Genomic DNA, 16930 nt, shown 5'->3' on the forward strand with positions numbered 1-16930 from the left:
CCGTGGCCTACGGATGCTTCACTTCGGCGTGACCTTGAGCACCTTGCCGTTGGTGGCGTCGGTGAGCAGGTAGAGGGCGCCCTCGGGGCCCTGCACCACCTCGCGGATGCGCGAGTCCAGGTCCTTGAGGAGGTGCTCCTCGCCCACCACGCGGTCGTTGCGCACCATGAGCCGCACCAGCGTCTTGGCGGCCAGGCCGCCGATGAACATGTCGTTCTTCCACTCGGGGAACAGGGTCCCGGAGTAGATGGTCATCCCCGAGGGGGCAATCACCGGGTCCCAGTAGTACACGGGCTGCTCCATGCCCGGAGCCTGGGTGCTCTGGTGGATGGGCGCGCCGGAGTACTCCTCGCCATACCCGATGGTGGGCCAGCCGTAGTCCTTGCCTGCCTCCGGGCGGTTCACTTCGTCACCTCCCTGCGGTCCCATCTCCACCGTCCACAGCCGGTTCTGGCTGTCGAGCGCGGCGGACAGGACGTTGCGGTGACCCACCGACCAGATCTCCGGCTTCGCCTCCGGGTTGTTCAGGTACGGGTTGTCCTTGGGCACGGAGCCGTCGGGGTTGATGCGGACCACCTTGCCGAAGTGGCTCTTCACGTCCTGGGCCTGGGCACGGCCCGCGAGGATGGAGCGCTCCCCGAGCGTGACGAACAGCTTGCCGTCCGGGGTGAACACCATCCGGCCCCCGGAGTGCAGCGTCGACTCGAGCGTGGGCATCATGCGGAAGATGACCTGGACGTTCTCCACGCGAGGCTGCGCTCCGTCCACGAGCCGCGCGCGCGCCACGGCCAGCCCGTTGCCGCCCGTGCGGGGCTCGGAATAGGTCCAGTAGATGAGCTGGCTCTGGGCGTAGTCCGGGCCCACCTCCACGTCGAGCAGGCCGCCCTGGCCGCGTGCGTCCACGGCGGGCAGGCCGCTGACGGCGGAGGACTTCGCGCCCTGCTGCGTGACGATGTAGAGCGAGCCGGTGGCCTTCTCCGTCACCAGCATGCGCTGGTCCGGCAGGAAGGCGATGGCCCAGGGGTTCCTGAAGCCCGAGGCAATCTCCGTGACCTGGAGGGGCGTCTTCGTCTGGATGGCGGGGACGCGCGTCTGCCCGGGGAAGGCCGGCTCGAACTCGGGCACGTTGCGCGGGCCCTGCGGAACCGGGGGACCGCTGGGGAGCGGATCTTCCGGGACACCCGCGTCATTCTCAGGAGTGCCCGCGTCATTCTCCGGGACACCCGAGTCATTCTCAGGGACGCCCGAGTCCTGCAACTGGGTGCCTGAGTCCGGTGACGTGGGTTCTGGATCCTCCTGGCAGCCGACCAGGAGGGTGGCGACGATGAGGGACGTTGTCAGGATGCGCATGCGACTCACTCCAGAGGGGGAAAAGGAGGAAGAACAGAACATCGCGTTCTTTGGGTCGACTGGGAAGGGCGCGTTACGGCGGGTGGCGGTGGTGGACATCGGACTGCGCGTCTCTACACTCCGCGGGCTCTGCGACCCTTCTCGGGTCGGAAAGGACGAAGTGAAGACCATGAGGAACCCGCTCTTCGGCTGTATGGCCTCCGCGCTCATGACCCTGGCGGCGACGCCCGCGCTGGCCCAGCTCCAACTGCCTGCCCCCAGCCCCGCGGCGAAGGTGTCGCAGTCCGTGGGTGTCTCCGAAATCTCCGTCGAATATTCCAGCCCCGCCGTGAAGGGCCGGAAGATCTGGGGTGAGCTGGTCCCCCATGACAAGGCGTGGCGCAGCGGCGCCAACGCGGCGACGAAGATTACCTTCAGCCACCCGGTCACCTTCGGCGACAAGGCCGTCCCGGCCGGCTCCTACGCCATCGTCAGCCTGCCCTCGCAGAAGGGCTGGAAGGTGATGCTGAACACGGACCTGGGCCTGTGGCGGGGCGCGGCGCCCTATGACGCCTCCAAGGACGTGGCCTCGGTGAGCGCCACCACCACGGAGATTCCGGCGCGCGAGCGCCTGACGTACCTCTTCACCGACACCACGGACACCGGCACGCGGCTGGACCTGGAGTGGGAGAAGCTGCGCGTCTCCGTGCCCATCACGGTGGACACCGCCGCCTTCGCGAAGGCCAACATTGAGCAGGCGGAGAAGGACGCGGCGAGCATGCACACGAGCGCGGCCTCCTACCTGGCGGGCACCGCCAAGGACCCGGCCGCCGCGCTGAAGCACGCCGACGCGGCCGTGGCCGCCAACCCCACGTGGTACGCCCACTGGACCCGCGCGAGCGTCCTGTCGCAGATGGGGCGGTACGCCGAGGCCCGCAAGGCCGCGCAGACCGCGTGGGACCTGGGGCAGAAGGACAAGAACTTCTTCTTCCGGGACCAGGTCTCCAAGGCCCTGGCGGAGTGGAAGAACAAGAAGTAGCCCGCTTTCGCTCCCGGGGCTCCTCAGCGATGGAGGGGCCCCGTCAGGAGCCGGCGGTAGAGCGCCTCGTAGCGGTCGATAGCGGGTTCCATCTGGAAGTGCTCCAGGACCCGCGCCCGCGCGCGGCGTGAGAAGCCCCGCCAGCGCTCCGGGTCCTCGACCAGCGTGAGCACGTGCCGGACCATGGCGGGGACATCCCCCAGCGGCGCCAGGAAGCCCGTCTCTCCGTGCGTGACGAGCTCCGGGATGCCGCCCAGGTCACTGGCCACCACGGGAATGCCGCAGCTCAGCGCCTCCAGCGCGGCCAGCCCGAAGCTCTCCTGTTCGCTGGGGAGCAGGAAGACGTCGGAGGCGGCGACCAGCTCCTCGAAGCGGTCCTGCTTGCCGAGGAACGCGACGCGGCCCTCCAGGCCCATCTCCCGCAGCATCCGCTCCGCGGGCGAGCGCTCCGGGCCGTCTCCCACCATCACCAGCCGGCAGGGACGGCGGCGGTGGACCTCGGTGAAGATGGAGACCACGTCGGCGATGCGCTTCACCGGCCGGAAGTTGGAGACGTGGATGAGCACCGGCTCGTCTTCGTGCAGGTCCGGGAAGAGCGCGCGCAGGCAGGCGCGGTCGCGCACCGGGGCGTAGCGCGCGGTGTCCGCGAAGTTGGCGATGACGTCGATGCGGACGCTCTCGGGGATGTCGAAGCCCTGCCACGTCGCGCGGCGCAGGTAGGCCGACGGCACCGTCACCGCGTCGCTGCGCATGATGGAGAAGCGAGTAATCGGCAGGTAGCTGGGGTCGATTCCCACCAGCGTGGTGTCCGTCCCGTGCAGCGTGGTGACGACGCGCGGCGCTCTGGGGCCCAGCACCTCGCGCGCCATCCACGCGGCGGTGGCGTGCGGCACCGCGTAGTGGACGTGCAGGATGTCCAGGCGCTCGTAGCTGGCGACTTCAATCATCTTGGAGGCCAGCGCGATGGGGTAGGTGCTGGACTGCTGGAGCGCCGGGTAGTCGCTCTCCGTCACCTCGTGGAAGACGACCTTCCGGTTCGTGCCATGGAGCCGGACCGGCAGGTCCCGGGCGATGAAGTGGACGCGGTGGCCCCGGTCCGCCATCGCGAGGCCAATCTCCGTGGCGACCATGCCGCTGCCACCGAAGGTCGGAAAGCAGGTGATGGCCACGTTGAGCGGGGCGTTCATGTCCGTGCCGGGAAGAACAGGGGCCGGGCGAAGCTATTCCTGCGGAAGTGGTCGAGCGGATCGGCCAGTCCCAGCGCCTCGCGGAGGATGTAGGGCTCACCGTGGGTGACGCCAATCTGCGCGCCATGGAAGCGGTCCCGGGCCTCCAGCGAGGACAGCGATAGCGGTGAGCCCACCAGCGTGGGCGGGGCGTCCGGGCGGGGCATCACCTGGCTGGCGTAGCAGTGCACCGCCGCCAGCTTTCGCTCGTAGACGGCGGACACGTCGATGATGACGCCGGGCTCGGCCAGGTGCCGCAGCGGGTAGTAGAGGACCTGCCGCGGCGTGAAGGGCTCCGCGGCGGGCTGCGCGTCGAACTTGCGCACGCCCGCGAAGAAGAGGGCGCGCGTCACCAGCGCGCTGGCCGCCTCGTGGTCCGGGTGTCGCTCCTGCTCCCAGGGCACGACGACCAGCTCCGGACGCAGGCGGCGCAGCGCCTCCACCACGCGGACCACGGCGGCGGTGCGGGCACGCTCGGGCTCGGGCGTGTCGAAGCCCGCCCACGGGTTGAGCCAGCCGTCGGGCAGCTCCAGGTTCTCCCGGTGGGCCAGCCCCAGCGCGCGGGTGGCGGCCTCTGTCTCCTCCGCGCGGGATTGCGGCGTGCCGCGCGAGCTCTTCTCGCCGCGCGTCAGGTCGACGATGCCGGTGCGGTAGCCGCGGGCGGCCATGCTCGCCATCAGCCCGCCGCAGAACAGCTCCACGTCATCCGGGTGCGGGCCAAAGGCGAGGACGTCGATGTTGTAGCCAGTGCCGGTCGCGCTCATGGCGTCAGGTCCTTCGAGTCACCGGAGAAGGGGACACACGCGTCCAGCACCTGCTTCGTGAAGGCCCGCATCCCGATGCGGCAGGCGAAGTAGGGCAGGCCCAGGACCCGCTCCTGGGGCGCGTCCTCCGGGAAGAGGAACGTGCGCAGGCGGTCCACCTGTTCGGCCGCCGTGGCGTCGCGCCGGGCGAGCGCGCGGCGGTAGCGGCCCGTCAGCCGGGACACCGCGACCCGCACCGTGCCCTGGGTGCGGCGCAGCGCGTCCTGGAGGCTCGCGTCCACCGCCGACACCTGTCCGGTGACGCGCTCCAGCTCGGAGGAGAACGCGCCGAAGAGGCGGGCCTCCAGGGCCTCGGGCGTGTCCAGCGGCTCCGGGGCATTGCGCGTGGCCAGCCGCGTGAGCAGCGTGTCGCGCGGCACGTTCACCTCATCCGGCTGGAGCCCCGCCTTGCCCAGCCACCGGCGCGCGCGGTCATCGAGCACGCGGAAGCGGGCCCGGGGAATGGCGAGCGGCATGGGCCGGCCCGCGCGGGCGTAGAGCGGCGCGAGCTGCGCGAAGTAGGCCAGCTCGCCAGGGCCGCCGACATACGCCGCCGTGGGGAGCCAGGTGTCCTGGAGGAGGGGGCGCAGCAGCGCGGACGTGGTGAAGCGCAGCGGCTCACGCTCCAGGGCGGCGTGCAGCGCGTCCTGGGGGATGGCGCTGCCTTCCGGGTGGCCCACCAGACTCCAGGCGCCTGCCTCCGCCGGATCCAGCCGGTAGCGCGGGCCATCGAGCGCATCCGGTGAGAAGAAGCTGAGCGGCGAGCCGGGGCGGACATGGACCTGCACCGCGTAGCCCGCGCGGGTGAGCGCCTCCGCACGGGCCGCGAGCGCCGCGGAGAGTGCCCCCGCTTCCTGGAGGGCGAAGCGGTGCACGGGCGCGGCCAGTGGCGCCAGCCGTGCGTCTCTCGGGTCGAGGAAGACCAGGCCCTCGTCGGCGAAGAGGGACGACAGCACGCCGGTGAAGGCTTGCGCGAGCGTGGCCTCGGGACGGTAGGCCTGCTCCAGCAGGCAGAGGAACTCCTCCGCGTGGGGTTCTGCTCCCAGCTCGGCGCGGAGGGTGGCCAGGGCGGGGAGGACGCTCGGGCCCAGGTGGCGGTGGGCGATGGGCGCTCGAGACGTCGCCGCATCCGGAAGCTCGAGCGCCAGGCGACAGGGCCCTCCGCCCGGACGTGGGATGACACAGTGGTCGATCTCCGGAAGGTCGTGGTCCTCCGTCTGGAGCCAGAAGACGGGAACACAGGGCCGGCCGGTTTCTTCCCGGAGCGCGCGCGCCGTGACGATGGCGGACGCGGCTTTGTAGAGCGTGTACAGCGGGCCCAGGAAGAGGCCCATCTGCTGGCCCGTCACCACCGCCACGGTGCCGGGCCGCGCGAGCAGCGCGAGGTTTTGCTCCCGAGCGGGGCTCGGCGCGAGGCGCGCGTTCTGCGCGGCGAGGACGTCCAGCAGCGCGGGCGGCACCGTGCGCGACGCGGCGGCGGCCACGGCCCGGGCGCGCGCTTCACGGTGCCGGTAGTCATCGGAGAGGAAGGAGAGCGCGGACGCATCTCCGCGCAGCCACGCGGTCGAGAACGAGGACGTCACGGCTTGCGGTGATAACAGGTCGTGGCGGGCCCGCCACCGGAAGTGCGGGCCCGCGCGTCGCGTCCGGCCATGGCGGCGGGCGTCATCCCGGAATGAAGGCAGACCGCGCGGGTTGGTATAGGGTCCGTCCGAATGCGGAACCTGCTCCTTGGAATGACGCTGGCCATGAGCCTTGGATTCGGGTCGATGGCGGTGGCGCGGCCTGCCCGGCAGCTCCACGCGGGTGAAATCGCGGCGGGCCTGAAGCGGCTCGGAGTGACGGGCAGCGTGCTCTATGTCGCGGCCCACCCGGACGACGAGAACACGCGCCTGCTCGCGTGGCTGGTGGGCGAGCGCGGCCTGCGCACGGGTTACCTGTCCGTGACGCGCGGGGATGGTGGGCAGAACCTCATCGGCACCGAGCAGGGCGCGCTGCTCGGGCTCATCCGCACGCATGAGCTGCTCGCCGCGCGGAGCGTGGACGGCGCGGAGCAGTTCTTCACGCGGGCGCGGGACTTCGGCTATTCGAAGAGCGCGGAAGAGGCGCTGCGCATCTGGGGACATGACGCGGTGCTGGCGGATGTGGTGCTCGCCATCCGGCGCTTCCAGCCGGACGTCATCATCACCCGCTTCACCACGGCGCCGCCGAACCACGGCCACCACACCGCCTCCGCGCTGCTGGCGGCGGAGGCCTTCATCGCCGCCGCGGACCCGAAGCGCTTTCCCGAGCAGCTGTCCGAGGTGAAGCCGTGGAAGGCGGACCGCCTGCTGCAGAACGCCTCCTCGTGGAGCTTCAAGCCCGATGAAGACCTGTCCCGCTACGTGAAGCTGGACGTGGGCGGCTACGACGCGTTGCTCGGGCGTTCGTGGGGCGAGGTGGCCGCGGAGAGCCGCAGCCAGCACAAGAGCCAGGGCTTCGGCCAGGCCGCGGACCGGGGCCCCGCCACCGAGTACTTCACGCCGCTGGCGGGGACGCTCCCGAAGCGCGACGTGTTCGAGGGGCTCGACTTCTCCTGGAAGCGTTGGACGGGCTCGGAGGCCGTGTCCCGCGCGGTGTCCGCCGCGACGAAGTCTTTCGATGCGCGCGCCCCCCACCGCTCCCTGCCCGCGCTCGTCCGCGTCCACGAGGTGCTGACCGCGCTGCCGGACACCCACCCCTGGAAGGCGCCCAAGCTGCGGGAGGTGGAGGCGCTCATCGCCGCCTGCGCGGGGCTGTTCCTGGAGGTGCGTGCCGCCGCGCCCACGGGCATCCCGGGGCTGCCCGTGGCGTTGGACGTGGTGGCGCTGAACCGCTCGCCCGCCGCCGTCGAGTGGGTGGGGCTGACCCTGCCGGGCGAGAAGCCCGAGGCCGTGGGGAAGGCGCTGGGCGCGAACGTGCCCCTGAAGCTGTCGCGCACGGTGACGCTGCCGGCGACGGCGCCCATCTCCACGCCCTACTGGCTCCGGGAGCCTGTCACCGGGGGGCTCTACACGCTCAAGGGCGAGGACCGCGCGCTCACCGGCCAGCCGGAGGGCGTCCCCGCGCTGTCGGTGGCGTTCGAGTACCAGGTCGCGGGCCGGCGCATCCGCGCGGTGCGCCCGGTGGTCTACGCCTGGACGGATCCGGTGCGCGGCGAGCTCTCCCGTGACTTCGAGGTCGTCCCGCCCGTCACCGCCACACTGGCGCAGGACGTGCTCATGTTCCCCAACGGCGAGTCCCGCGCCGTGCCGGTGGTGCTGGCCGCGGGGATGGACCCGGTGCCGGGCACGGTGCGGATGGTGGCGCCTCCCGGCTGGCGCGTGGAGCCCGCGTCGATCGAGTTCAAGCTCGCGGCACGCGGAGACGAGCGCACCGTCACCTTCCAGGTGACACCGCCCCCGGGCGCGACGCAGCAGGGAGTCCTCTCCGTGGAGGTCGACGTGGGGGGCCGCGCCTGGTCGTGGAGTGCCCTGTCCGTGTCCCATCCCCACATCCCGCCGTTGACGGTGCGCCAGCCCTCCACGGCCACGGTGGTGCCGTTCTCGCTGGCCATGAAGGGCAAGCGCATTGGCTACATCCCCGGTCCGGGCGACCGCGTCGCGGAGAGCCTGAGCGCGGTGGGCTACGAGGTGACGCTGCTCCCCGAGGAGCGGCTGGCCCGGGAGAAGCTGGAGCGCTTCGACGCCATCCTCGTGGGCGTGCGCGCCTTCAACGCCAACACGCACCTGGCCGTCCACCGGGAGCGGCTGCTCCAGTACGTGGAAGGCGGCGGGCGGCTGGTGGTGCAGTACAACACCAGCAGCCGCGTGGGGCCGCTCACGTCCTTCGTCGGGCCCTATCCAATGGAGATTGGCCGCGACCGGGTGACGGATGAGACGGCGGTGATGACGCCGCTGCGCGCCAATGAGCCGCTGCTGCGCGCGCCCAATGCGCTGACGGCCGCGGACTTCGAGGGCTGGGTGCAGGAGCGTGGCCTCTACTTCGCGTCGTCGTGGGACGCTCGCTATCAGCCCGTGTTCGCCATGAACGACGCTGGCGAGGCGCCGCTCCAGGGCGCGCTGCTGGTCGCTCGTCATGGCAAGGGCACCTTCATCTACACGGGCCTCGCCTTCTTCCGTCAGCTCCCCGCCGGGGTTCCCGGCGCCTACCGCCTGTTGGCCAACATCCTTTCTCCATGAGCACCGCTCCCAACCTGACCCCTGTTGAGCCCGCCGCCGCCGCCGCCCCCGCGCGCCGGCCCGAGCTCGATGACGCGCCGCCGCTGCTGGGCTCCTGGCGCAACATCTACATCCTGGTGCTGGGCACCTTCGTGCTGTTCGTCGCCGTGTTCTGGGGACTCACCGAGGCGTACGCGTGACGGGGCTCGACTGGCTGGTCCTGGGCGGGACGATTGCGTTCATCGTTGTATGGGGCCTCTGGAAGTCCCGGGGGATGGCCACCAGCGATGAGTACCTGCGTGGAGGCCGTGAGCTGAGGTGGCCCACCATTGGCCTGGGCGTCATGGCCACGCAGGCAAGCGCCGTCACCTTCCTCTCCGTCCCCGGGCAGGCCTACGAGGACGGGATGCGCTTCGTGCAGTTCTACTTCGGCCTGCCGATCGCGATGGTCATCATCAGCGCGGTCTTCGTGCCCATCTACTACCGGCTGAACGTCATCACCGCGTACGAGTACCTGGAGTCGCGCTTCGATTTGAAGACGCGGCTCCTGGGCGCCTTCCTCTTCCTCATCCAGCGCGGGCTGGCCGCGGGCATCACCATCTACGCGCCGGCCATCATCCTCTCCACCATCCTCGGCTGGCCGCTGGAGCCCACGGTCATCGCCATGGGCGCGCTCGTCATCCTCTACACGGTGACGGGAGGCTCCAGGGCGGTGAGCCAGACGCAGAAGCAGCAGATGGTGGTGATGATGGGCGGCATGGTGGTGGCCGCCGCGGTCATCCTCTGGCGCCTGCCGGAGCACGTCTCGTTCAGCAAGGCGGTGGACGTGGCCGGCGCGTTCGGCCGGATGAACGTGGTGAGCTTCGACTTCGACATGCAGGACCGCTACAACTTCTGGTCCGGCATCACGGGAGGTCTGTTCCTGTCGCTGTCGTACTTCGGCACGGACCAGTCCCAGGTGGGCCGCTACCTGACGGGCCGCTCCATCTCCGAGAGCCGGCTGGGGCTGCTCTTCAACGGCGTGCTGAAGATCCCGATGCAGTTCTTCATCCTCTTCGTCGGGATTCTCGTCTTCGTCTTCTACCAGTTCAGCACGCCGCCGCTGCTCTTCAACGACGCGCTGCGCACCCGCGTGCAGGGCACGGCGCAGGCGGCCGAGTACGCCGAACTGGAAGCGAAGTGGGAGCAGGTCCAGTCCAGCAAGCGCGCGGAGGTGGAGCGCTACCTGTCGGCCGTCGGGTCGGGTGACGTGGCGGCCGGCGAGGCGTCACGGGCGCTGCTCCAGGGCGCTCAGCAGCAGGCGGGCGAGGTCCGCAAGGAGGCCAAGGCCATGGTGGCGCGCGCGCTTCCGGGCGCGGAGACGAAGGACTCGGACTACATCTTCATCGCCTTCGTGAAGCGCTGGTTGCCCAGCGGGCTGTTCGGATTGCTCATCGCCGTCATCCTGTCCGCGGCCATGAGCTCCATCGCCAGCGAGCTGACGGCGCTGGGGACCACCACGACGGTGGACTTCTACCGGCGGGTGTTCCGGCCCGGCGCCTCGGACCGGCAGGTGCTGGTGGCGTCCAAGCTGTTCACCGTGTTCTGGGGGCTGGTCGCGGTGGCCTTCGCGACCTTCGCTTCGCTGCTGGACAACCTCATCCAGGCCATCAACATCCTGGGCTCCATCTTCTACGGCACGGTGCTGGGCATCTTCCTGGTGGCCTTCTTCGTGAAGCACGTGCGCGGCCATGCCGTGTTCGCGGCGGCCGTCATCTCCCAGGCGACGGTGATTGCCCTCTTCTTCCTCTCGGACGTGGGCTACCTCTGGTTCAACGTCATCGGCTGTGCGCTGGTGGTGGTGCTGGGCCTGGTGATGCAGGGCGTCCTGCCGCGCGGCGAGACGCCGGCCCCGGCCCCGGCCCCGGCCCCGGCGACGGGGGCCTGAGGCCGCTCGCTCTCACGGTCAGAGCAAGCCCTGGGCCGTCAATGCGTCGATGGCGGCGGCCAGCGCGGGGTGGGGTGACACCCACGCTCCTGGGGCGCGCACGGTGCTGACAAAGACATACGCGCCCTCCTTCCAGGGGCCGCCCATGTCGATGCCATCCCGGACGTGCGACACGGACTGGGGGCCCTGCACCATGGAGGCGCCTCATCCAGGCCTCCTCGCGGTCACGGCCGAGCCGGGTCGCGAGTCCCTGGAAGACCCACAGGGCCGAGCGACGCATGGCCGTGTCCAGCGTCTGATCCTGGTTCCAGGCCTGGATGGCATGCGGGGCGCCGTCCCAACGGAACACCTCGTCTGGCTTCAACACGCCTTCCTCCAGCGCGATGAGCGCATGCGGAATCTTGAAGGTGGAGGCGGGTGGCAGGCGCTGCTGTCGTTGAAGGCCACCGGGCCCGTTTCCAGGTTCATCAGGCCAAAGCAGCCGGGATGGCGGGAGACGATGCGGAGCGGGACAGGACGATGACCCACGCACGCGAGCGATGTGAGCAGCACGAGGCTGCTTGCCGCGGGCGCGGATCCACCGCGACCGGGGAATCGGTGCGGGGGCTCGCCCGGGTCGGCAGCCAGGGGGCGCGTCGAATCCCTTCTTCCGCGCTCGCCGGAGCATTCAGTCCCGTCAGTGGGTGACGAGGCCGCGGTCGTACTTCGGCGGCGCGTGCGCGCGCTGCTCGCGGAGACTCCGAACCCCATCGCGGCCACCTCAGGTTGCAGCATGACGACGGTGGCTCCACCGCGAATGTTCCTGCTCGATGAGCTGGACGGCGCGCGCGGCTCCGTCCTCTGCCCGGATGCGTTCGCCCATCGCCTCGGCCAGGGCTCGCACGGAGGGGGAGTGTGCCGCGCGGATGGCCTCGGCCAGACGTTCGGCTGTGAGCGACTTCTGCGGCACCGGCCGTGGCCCTACACCCGCGCGGAGGACCACGTGCCCCCAGAACGGCTGATCGCCCAGGAAGGGGCAGATGACCGTCGGCTTGCCCGCCCGCAGGCCCGCCATGGTGGAGCCGGCTCCACCGTGATGCACCACCGCGCTCATTCGCGGGAACAGCCAGTCATGCGGTGCGGCGTCCAGCCTGAAGACATGGCGCGGAAGCGCGTCCGCCTTCAACCCGCCCCAGCCCGTGGCGACCACCGCGCGCTCGCCGGTCAACGCCACGGCCTTCAGGACGGTGGCAGCTCGAGCATCGGCGTGCGCCCCACCCATGCTGCCGAAGCCCACATACACGGGAGGCGGCCCTGCCTCCAGGAACGCCCGTAGCTCGGCAGGCGGCGTCCAGCTGTCGGCCTCGTCGAGGAACCAGCAGCCCGTGACCTGTACGTGGGGAGGCCAGTCCGCGGGGCGCGGCAGCAGCTGCTCGCTGAAGCCGTACAGCGCGGGCACCGCGGAGCCATCAACCTTCTTCAGCGGATCCGCGAAGCGTGAGAGGGGGGCGAGGCCCAGTGACTTCACGCGGAAGTCATTGGTTGCGCCGGCCCAGACCGCGTTGGCCAATGGAATGAGCTTGTAGCTGAGCGCATTGAGCCAACCGCCGAGTCGAAAAGCCGGAAGCATCGGCACCGGGAACTCGCGCGTCGGAGTCAGCGGCAGTGGCATCGCCAGAAGCTCGGCTGCCCCGAGCTTTTCCGCGATGTGGTGACTGCCGAGCGCCTTGGAGTGGTACACGAGCACGTCCGGTTCCAGCTCCTGCGCTGCTCTCCACTCGTCCTCCAGACCTGCCCGGACGATGGCGCCGAACCCCTTGAACAGTCGCCGCTGCTCGGCACGCGTGGGGGCGCGGAGGACCGCCTCCGTCAGTTCCAGAACCGCATTGTCCATGTGCGCGTACGGAACGCCGTGACGCTCCACCGTGGCGCGGAAGCCGGTGGGTGTGCAGAGCGCCACGGCATGGCCATGCGCCTTCAACGCCTTGGCGAGTGCGATGAAGGGCTGGACATCGCCTCGGGTACCGTAGGTGGAAATGAGTACGCGCATGAGATTGCACCCTGGGGTGTGTTCGCGGGAGCCACCGCGACCCGGTGGCGGCCCGACCACCGGGAGACCTGTGCGTGCCCTGCGCTACGCACACCCTTTCAAGATGTAGTGGCTAGCGTCTCATGTCGCGGCCCACCCATCCAGGGTTCCCAGGCGGGGGAAGCAGGGGCGCTGTCGGAGGTGCCGGCTCCGCCCACACATTCCAGGACTACACTGAGTCGAGCTCCTCGAAAACAATCCCCCAGCCTTCTGCCGGGCGGTTTTCCTTGAGGGCTGCCTTCACTGACTCATCAATGACCAGGACACTGGGCGACTCCGCCAGCCTGAACATGTGCAGTCCGCGCGACTTCGTGCCATCCAACACGATGCTCTCGAATGACACCCGTGGAGCGTCAACACCTTCCGTGTCTGCCTCCATCAAGGTCGTGAAGGAGGACTGCTGCATGTCCGCTGCCTTTATCAGGCCGGGCACGTTGAATAGATAGAACCCCCCGAACGCTGCTTCTGGGTCTCTGGATTGATGAGCAGGGCAGGGAAGCATTGGAAGTTGTTGGCGCCAGCGCCGCGCAGCACCTGGATGAAACGCTCGCTGGCAATGACAGCTCCGCCGCTCATGAAGTGCTGGCAGGGTTCATCATCAGGTGCGGTCACTTCGTAAGCCAGCCTGGGCAGGGTATCAGCCTCAACCCATTTCCCCACCATGATGCTTTCGTCTGGCAACGTCGGGCCGGAGGTGATGCCATGGTCGAGGAAGGAGTCCTCGGATAGCTGGTAGTGTTTCTTCATGGTTGATTGCTTCGCGTACGAGTCCAGCGGACTGTAACATGAGGGGGGCGGAGCGACTCTCTTCGAATGCCGGCGATGGTCCCCTGGGCATCTTCACATTCCAGCAACGACCAATCCGTGGCCATGATGTGCCAGCTTCTCAGGGGGACAGGTCAGCCACGAAATCGCTCGGAGACATGGGCGGCGACACCCACCAGCAGGAAGATCAGGGCCGCGATGTCCGCCATGAAAACGCGCGCGAGCTGGGCGTTGTAGCCACCCACGGACCAGGCCAGCCAGAGAAAGGAAATGACGCTGACAAAGCCGGCGGTGAATGCCGTGGTTTGCAGCGAAGGTTGAAACGCGGCAACGACCAGGAAGAGCCCCAGAAGGCCGAACAGCACCGCGCGATGGCGCATGAGAATCGCCAGATTGGGCTCAGTGAAGGAGAGACCGTAGAGCGCGGCGAGCCGTTCGCTCCCAAGAACACCCGGGAGGGGCAGTAGGTGAATGACGCCCACGAACACAAGCATCGTCGATACGACGTGGCGCATACGGACTCCAGCAGGGCAACAAGGTAGGGCGTCGCCGCTCATACCGTTGGCACCGTGCCGCTGTTGATGACGTACTCCGTGCCGGTGATCCCGAGCGCGCTGACGGGTGACTCGCTCGTGAGTTCTGGCGTCAGGGGCTCTTGGCCGATGACTTCTCTTCAGGCTTCGGCGTGGGCCGTCTTTCTGCCCAGGTCAGCAGTTCGTCCAGGGCCGGGCACAGGGATTGGCCCCAGTCGGTCAGGTGGTACTCGACCTTCGGTGGTACCTGGGCGTGCACGATGCGCGCGACGATGCCGTCCTGCTCCAGCTGCCGGAGTTGCTGGCTGAGCATCTTCTGCGAGACGGCGGGGATGGCGCGCTCGAGGTCGGAGAACCGCAGCTTATTCCCGCCGAAGAGGTGGAAGAGGATGACCAGCTTCCAGCGGCCTTCGAGCATCTGGATGGCGCCCTCGATGCCGCTGGCCGCAGTCATGGGCGTGTGATGGTCATGCTTACCCAAAAGTACGTACCCCACTTTTTCGTGCGTTCTTGTGGAAGAGATACCGCGCCATTACTGAGATGGCCATGACAACGAACCACGCACTTGGAGATCACTCCATGAGCTTCGATCTCGAATTGAGGGGCAAACGGGCGCTCGTCACGGGCGGGACCAAAGGCGTCGGGGCGGCCGTCGTCGCGGCGCTGGTCGAGGCTGGCGTCCGCGTCGTCACCACGGCGCGCACGGTGCCGAGCGACACGAAGGACGTCCACCATGTCGCGGCGGACGTGACGACGGCGGAGGGCAGCGCGGAGGTCGCCCGGCAGGCCATGGCGCACCTGGGTGGCATCGACATCCTCGTGAATGTGCTGGGAGGCTCCACCGCCCCGGGCGGCGGCTTCGCGGCACTCACGGACGACGAATGGCAGAAGGAGCTGAACCTGAACCTCATGCCCGCCGTGCGGCTCGATCGCGCGCTGTTGCCGGCGATGCTCGCGCAGGGCTCCGGCGTCATCGTCCACGTGACCTCGATTCAGCATGAACTGCCTCTGCCCGAATCCACGACGGCGTACGCGGCGGCGAAGGCGGCGCTCTCCACGTACAGCAAGGCGCTGTCGAAAGAGGTGACTCCCAAAGGGGTGCGCGTGGTGCGCGTCTCGCCAGGGTGGGTCGAGACAGAGGCCGCCGTGCACCTCGCCGAGCGCCTGGCGAAGCAGACGGGCACCGACTACGAGGGCGGCAAGCAGATCATCATGCAGTCGCTGGGGGGCATTCCCATCGGGCGTCCGGTGAAACCTCGCGAGGTGGCCGACCTCATCGCCTTCGTTGCTTCTCCGCGCGCGGGCTCGGTGACGGGGACGGAGTTCGTCATCGATGGCGGGACCGTCCCCACGGCCTGAACAGGGACATGTCTTCGCTGCGGGTGGGGCTGCCATTCACTTCGTGGATGAGTCCAAGCAGGAGGGTGGGGCTTCGGAAAGTCGAAGCTTGAAGCTGCGCAGACAGTATCGCCAGAGTGCCATGGAGAAGGGCCTGGCGCCCGCGAGCTGCCAGGAACTGGCGCTCCAGGTGCCGCCAGACAGCGAAGTGCCCTGAGTCCAGGTTTCGCAGGTTCCGCAGCCATCAGGCTGCGGTCTGCGCTGTACTGAGTGACTCCTCCCCGCCTCGCTTCCGCGGTGGGACCCGTCAGCTTCCGGTCGCGGCGCGGTTCGCGTCCCGGGGCGCCATCCTCGGCAGGGAGTCCCACCACCGCTTGAGGTTCTTCCGGAGCGCGGACCGGGTGCCTTCGGAGACCAGGGACCGGACCTCGAAGAGGATCTCGTAGGCATCCAGGTGCTGGTACGCGACCTGGGCGAAGAACTGCTCTTCGGTCGTGATGGGCATGGGGCCATGGAGGGTGCCCTGCACCTGGATGTTGGGGAGCTGCGTGTAGGGGCCGGGCAGGTCGCCGCCAAGCTTCGAGGCCAGGACCGCGCCGTTGACCGCCTTCGTGATGTCCGAGGGCACCTGGCCACCTTCCCACTTCGCGGGATAGAGGGTGGGAATCTGCTTGAGCATGTCGACGACCCATGCGTGTGGCACGGCGTCGAGTCTGTTCCAGATGTTCTGATTCCAGGCGTTGGGGGGCTGGAACGCGTCCGTGCCGACCGGCGGGAACACCTTCTGGAAGAACTCGGAGAGGCCCTTGTTTCCAGGCGTGGGGCCGGCCACGGGGAGCACGTGGACATGGTTCCAGTCCCGGGTGCGGAGGGGCCCACCCGAGGGATTGAACAGGGCCAGGGCGAGCGTCGGCGCCAGCGCTCCGCCCAGGCTGTGGCCACCGAAGATGAGTGTCTGGGTCTTGGTCCCGCTCAGCGAGCGCAGGAAGTCCAGCAAGCTCTTCTGGGTCGTCAGCGTGTCGGTCATGCCCAGCAGGTTGTTGACCCCCAACGCGGTCCCCGTCGAGACAACGGGCCAGGGGTTGATGCCCAGGGGCACGCCGTAGGACGGCAGGCCTGGGAACGCAGCCGTCCAGAGCTTCGTGGTGTTGACGCCGTTGTCCTCCTGGTCCTTGTCATAGTCGGAATGCATGTTGGTCCCCGCGATGGCGACGACATAGGAGGACCGGTCAGGGCTCGCCGCGACGTACATCACATTGTCCGCGTAGCTCGTCGCGCTCTCCTGGGTCTCGAAGACCGCCGGCCCCCACACCAGCGACCATTGTCCCCCCATGGCCTTCTGGACGTCCGGCAGGGCCAGGAAGGAGTTCAGCTGGGTTTGCAGGGCCTTGGCCAGCGTCCGGGTATCGCCTTGCATGTCACCCACCCGGTTGGATTCCCGGGTGAGGAGAAAGGCTTTCTGACAGAGATTGAGGACAGGGGTGAGGGTGGACATGGGGTTCCTCCGGTTCGTCGTGGAAACGACCCGGTGGGAAGTGCAGGGGGTGTGCCAGCACTTCAAATGGCGGAAATGACTCCCAGTGGCTTCGCCAGGACGCAGGACCTGGTGGGGAATGACGCGTCAGCCAATCACTCTGACGTGTCGATTCCTTCGGGGAGGGCGTCGTCCCGGCGGATGCCTGCCCATGCTGTCGCAGCGGGTTGTGTGATTGCGGCCAACCTGG

16 protein-coding genes and 1 pseudogene are annotated in these 16930 nt (G+C 68.9%); 5 read left to right on the plus strand and 12 right to left on the minus strand.

Annotation, left to right across the window (positions count from 1 at the left end):
* Nucleotides 1-18: 18 nt before the first annotated feature.
* A complete protein-coding gene (locus D7W82_RS01270; RefSeq protein WP_120616556.1) occupies nt 19-1350 on the minus strand; it encodes a PQQ-dependent sugar dehydrogenase in 1332 nt (443 codons plus the stop codon).
* Between the two features lie 160 nt (nt 1351-1510).
* On the opposite strand from D7W82_RS01270, the gene D7W82_RS01275 reads away from it, so the two are divergent.
* Nucleotides 1511-2368 carry a DUF2911 domain-containing protein gene (locus D7W82_RS01275; protein ID WP_120616557.1) on the plus strand — a complete coding sequence of 286 codons (858 nt, stop codon included), beginning with the start codon at nt 1511-1513 and terminating at the stop codon, nt 2366-2368.
* A 23-nt stretch (nt 2369-2391) separates the two neighbouring features.
* Here D7W82_RS01275 and bshA read toward each other — a convergent pair whose 3' ends face one another.
* Genes bshA through bshC form a run of 3 tightly spaced genes read right to left on the minus strand, consistent with a single transcriptional unit; the run spans nt 2392 to nt 5980 of the window.
* Nucleotides 2392-3555 (minus strand): N-acetyl-alpha-D-glucosaminyl L-malate synthase BshA, encoded by a 1164-nt coding sequence (bshA, locus tag D7W82_RS01280; RefSeq protein ID WP_120616558.1) that lies wholly within the window; start codon nt 3553-3555, stop codon nt 2392-2394.
* Nucleotides 3552-4358, minus strand: coding sequence for a bacillithiol biosynthesis deacetylase BshB1 (gene bshB1, locus D7W82_RS01285; protein ID WP_120616559.1), 807 nt, complete (start codon nt 4356-4358; stop codon nt 3552-3554). Before bshB1 ends, bshA begins: the two co-directional genes overlap by 4 nt.
* Entirely contained in the window at nt 4355-5980 is a 1626-nt protein-coding gene (bshC, locus tag D7W82_RS01290) for a bacillithiol biosynthesis cysteine-adding enzyme BshC (RefSeq protein ID WP_120616560.1), read from the minus strand. The genes bshB1 and bshC overlap by 4 nt, the downstream gene beginning before the upstream one ends.
* Before the next feature lie 132 nt (nt 5981-6112).
* Between bshC and D7W82_RS01295 the strand changes: the two genes are divergently transcribed.
* From D7W82_RS01295 to D7W82_RS01305, 3 genes are read left to right on the plus strand one after another with little or no spacing between them, the layout of a single operon-like run.
* Nucleotides 6113-8596: a PIG-L family deacetylase gene (locus tag D7W82_RS01295; protein WP_120616561.1), complete on the plus strand. Its 2484-nt coding sequence runs from the start codon at nt 6113-6115 to the stop codon at nt 8594-8596.
* Nucleotides 8593-8775, plus strand: a complete 183-nt coding sequence (locus D7W82_RS01300) for a hypothetical protein (RefSeq protein WP_120616562.1) — start codon at nt 8593-8595, stop codon at nt 8773-8775. Before D7W82_RS01295 ends, D7W82_RS01300 begins: the two co-directional genes overlap by 4 nt.
* Nucleotides 8772-10502 (plus strand): sodium:solute symporter, encoded by a 1731-nt coding sequence (locus tag D7W82_RS01305; protein WP_120616563.1) that lies wholly within the window; start codon nt 8772-8774, stop codon nt 10500-10502. Before D7W82_RS01300 ends, D7W82_RS01305 begins: the two co-directional genes overlap by 4 nt.
* 18 nt (nt 10503-10520) lie before the next feature.
* Here D7W82_RS01305 and D7W82_RS41195 read toward each other — a convergent pair whose 3' ends face one another.
* From D7W82_RS41195 to D7W82_RS01335, 7 genes and pseudogenes are all read right to left on the minus strand, one after another.
* Nucleotides 10521-10697, minus strand: a complete 177-nt coding sequence (locus D7W82_RS41195; RefSeq protein ID WP_233587227.1) for a hypothetical protein — start codon at nt 10695-10697, stop codon at nt 10521-10523.
* Nucleotides 10698-10755: 58 nt separating this feature from the next.
* Nucleotides 10756-11169: pseudogene (locus tag D7W82_RS42485) on the minus strand (penicillin-binding transpeptidase domain-containing protein); the annotation flags it as partial.
* Nucleotides 11170-11262: 93 nt separating this feature from the next.
* Nucleotides 11263-12531: a glycosyltransferase gene (locus tag D7W82_RS01315; RefSeq protein ID WP_120616565.1), complete on the minus strand. Its 1269-nt coding sequence runs from the start codon at nt 12529-12531 to the stop codon at nt 11263-11265.
* A gap of 208 nt (nt 12532-12739) precedes the next feature.
* The gene (locus D7W82_RS01320; protein ID WP_147439171.1) at nt 12740-12976 is read right to left on the minus strand and encodes a hypothetical protein; all 237 of its coding nucleotides are present in this window, start codon (nt 12974-12976) and stop codon (nt 12740-12742) included.
* Nucleotides 12977-12990: 14 nt separating this feature from the next.
* Nucleotides 12991-13317 carry a hypothetical protein gene (locus tag D7W82_RS01325; protein ID WP_120616567.1) on the minus strand — a complete coding sequence of 109 codons (327 nt, stop codon included), beginning with the start codon at nt 13315-13317 and terminating at the stop codon, nt 12991-12993.
* A 152-nt stretch (nt 13318-13469) separates the two neighbouring features.
* Nucleotides 13470-13850, minus strand: a complete 381-nt coding sequence (locus D7W82_RS01330) for a phosphopantetheine adenylyltransferase (RefSeq protein ID WP_120616568.1) — start codon at nt 13848-13850, stop codon at nt 13470-13472.
* 130 nt (nt 13851-13980) lie between these two features.
* Nucleotides 13981-14322 carry a helix-turn-helix domain-containing protein gene (locus D7W82_RS01335; RefSeq protein WP_120616569.1) on the minus strand — a complete coding sequence of 114 codons (342 nt, stop codon included), beginning with the start codon at nt 14320-14322 and terminating at the stop codon, nt 13981-13983.
* Nucleotides 14323-14447: 125 nt separating this feature from the next.
* Here D7W82_RS01335 and D7W82_RS01340 point away from each other — a divergent pair, with 125 nt between their 5' ends.
* Nucleotides 14448-15227, plus strand: coding sequence for an SDR family oxidoreductase (locus D7W82_RS01340; RefSeq protein WP_120616570.1), 780 nt, complete (start codon nt 14448-14450; stop codon nt 15225-15227).
* A 286-nt stretch (nt 15228-15513) separates the two neighbouring features.
* Here D7W82_RS01340 and D7W82_RS01345 read toward each other — a convergent pair whose 3' ends face one another.
* The gene (locus D7W82_RS01345; protein ID WP_233587228.1) at nt 15514-16623 is read right to left on the minus strand and encodes a hypothetical protein; all 1110 of its coding nucleotides are present in this window, start codon (nt 16621-16623) and stop codon (nt 15514-15516) included.
* Nucleotides 16624-16930 lie beyond the last annotated feature (307 nt).

Origin of the sequence: Corallococcus sp. CA049B (genome assembly GCF_003611685.1) — a bacterium.
Lineage (GTDB): Bacteria > Myxococcota > Myxococcia > Myxococcales > Myxococcaceae > Corallococcus > Corallococcus coralloides.

Excerpts from the sequence above, each read along its gene's own strand:
- D7W82_RS01345 (WP_233587228.1), bottom strand. The coding sequence starts at position 16,623 with ATGCAAGGCGATACCCGGACGCTGGCCAAGGCCCTGCAAACCCAGCTG.
- D7W82_RS01270 (WP_120616556.1), bottom strand. The coding sequence starts at position 1,350 with ATGCGCATCCTGACAACGTCCCTCATCGTCGCCACCCTCCTGGTCGGC.
- D7W82_RS01300 (WP_120616562.1), top strand. The coding sequence starts at position 8,593 with ATGAGCACCGCTCCCAACCTGACCCCTGTTGAGCCCGCCGCCGCCGCC.
- D7W82_RS01340 (WP_120616570.1), top strand. The coding sequence starts at position 14,448 with ATGAGCTTCGATCTCGAATTGAGGGGCAAACGGGCGCTCGTCACGGGC.
- D7W82_RS01335 (WP_120616569.1), bottom strand. The coding sequence starts at position 14,322 with ATGACTGCGGCCAGCGGCATCGAGGGCGCCATCCAGATGCTCGAAGGC.
- D7W82_RS01315 (WP_120616565.1), bottom strand. The coding sequence starts at position 12,531 with ATGCGCGTACTCATTTCCACCTACGGTACCCGAGGCGATGTCCAGCCC.
- D7W82_RS01295 (WP_120616561.1), top strand. The coding sequence starts at position 6,113 with ATGCGGAACCTGCTCCTTGGAATGACGCTGGCCATGAGCCTTGGATTC.
- D7W82_RS01325 (WP_120616567.1), bottom strand. The coding sequence starts at position 13,317 with ATGAAGAAACACTACCAGCTATCCGAGGACTCCTTCCTCGACCATGGC.
- bshA (WP_120616558.1), bottom strand. The coding sequence starts at position 3,555 with ATGAACGCCCCGCTCAACGTGGCCATCACCTGCTTTCCGACCTTCGGT.
- D7W82_RS01330 (WP_120616568.1), bottom strand. The coding sequence starts at position 13,850 with ATGCGCCACGTCGTATCGACGATGCTTGTGTTCGTGGGCGTCATTCAC.
- D7W82_RS01320 (WP_147439171.1), bottom strand. The coding sequence starts at position 12,976 with ATGCAGCAGTCCTCCTTCACGACCTTGATGGAGGCAGACACGGAAGGT.
- bshB1 (WP_120616559.1), bottom strand. The coding sequence starts at position 4,358 with ATGAGCGCGACCGGCACTGGCTACAACATCGACGTCCTCGCCTTTGGC.
- D7W82_RS41195 (WP_233587227.1), bottom strand. The coding sequence starts at position 10,697 with ATGGTGCAGGGCCCCCAGTCCGTGTCGCACGTCCGGGATGGCATCGAC.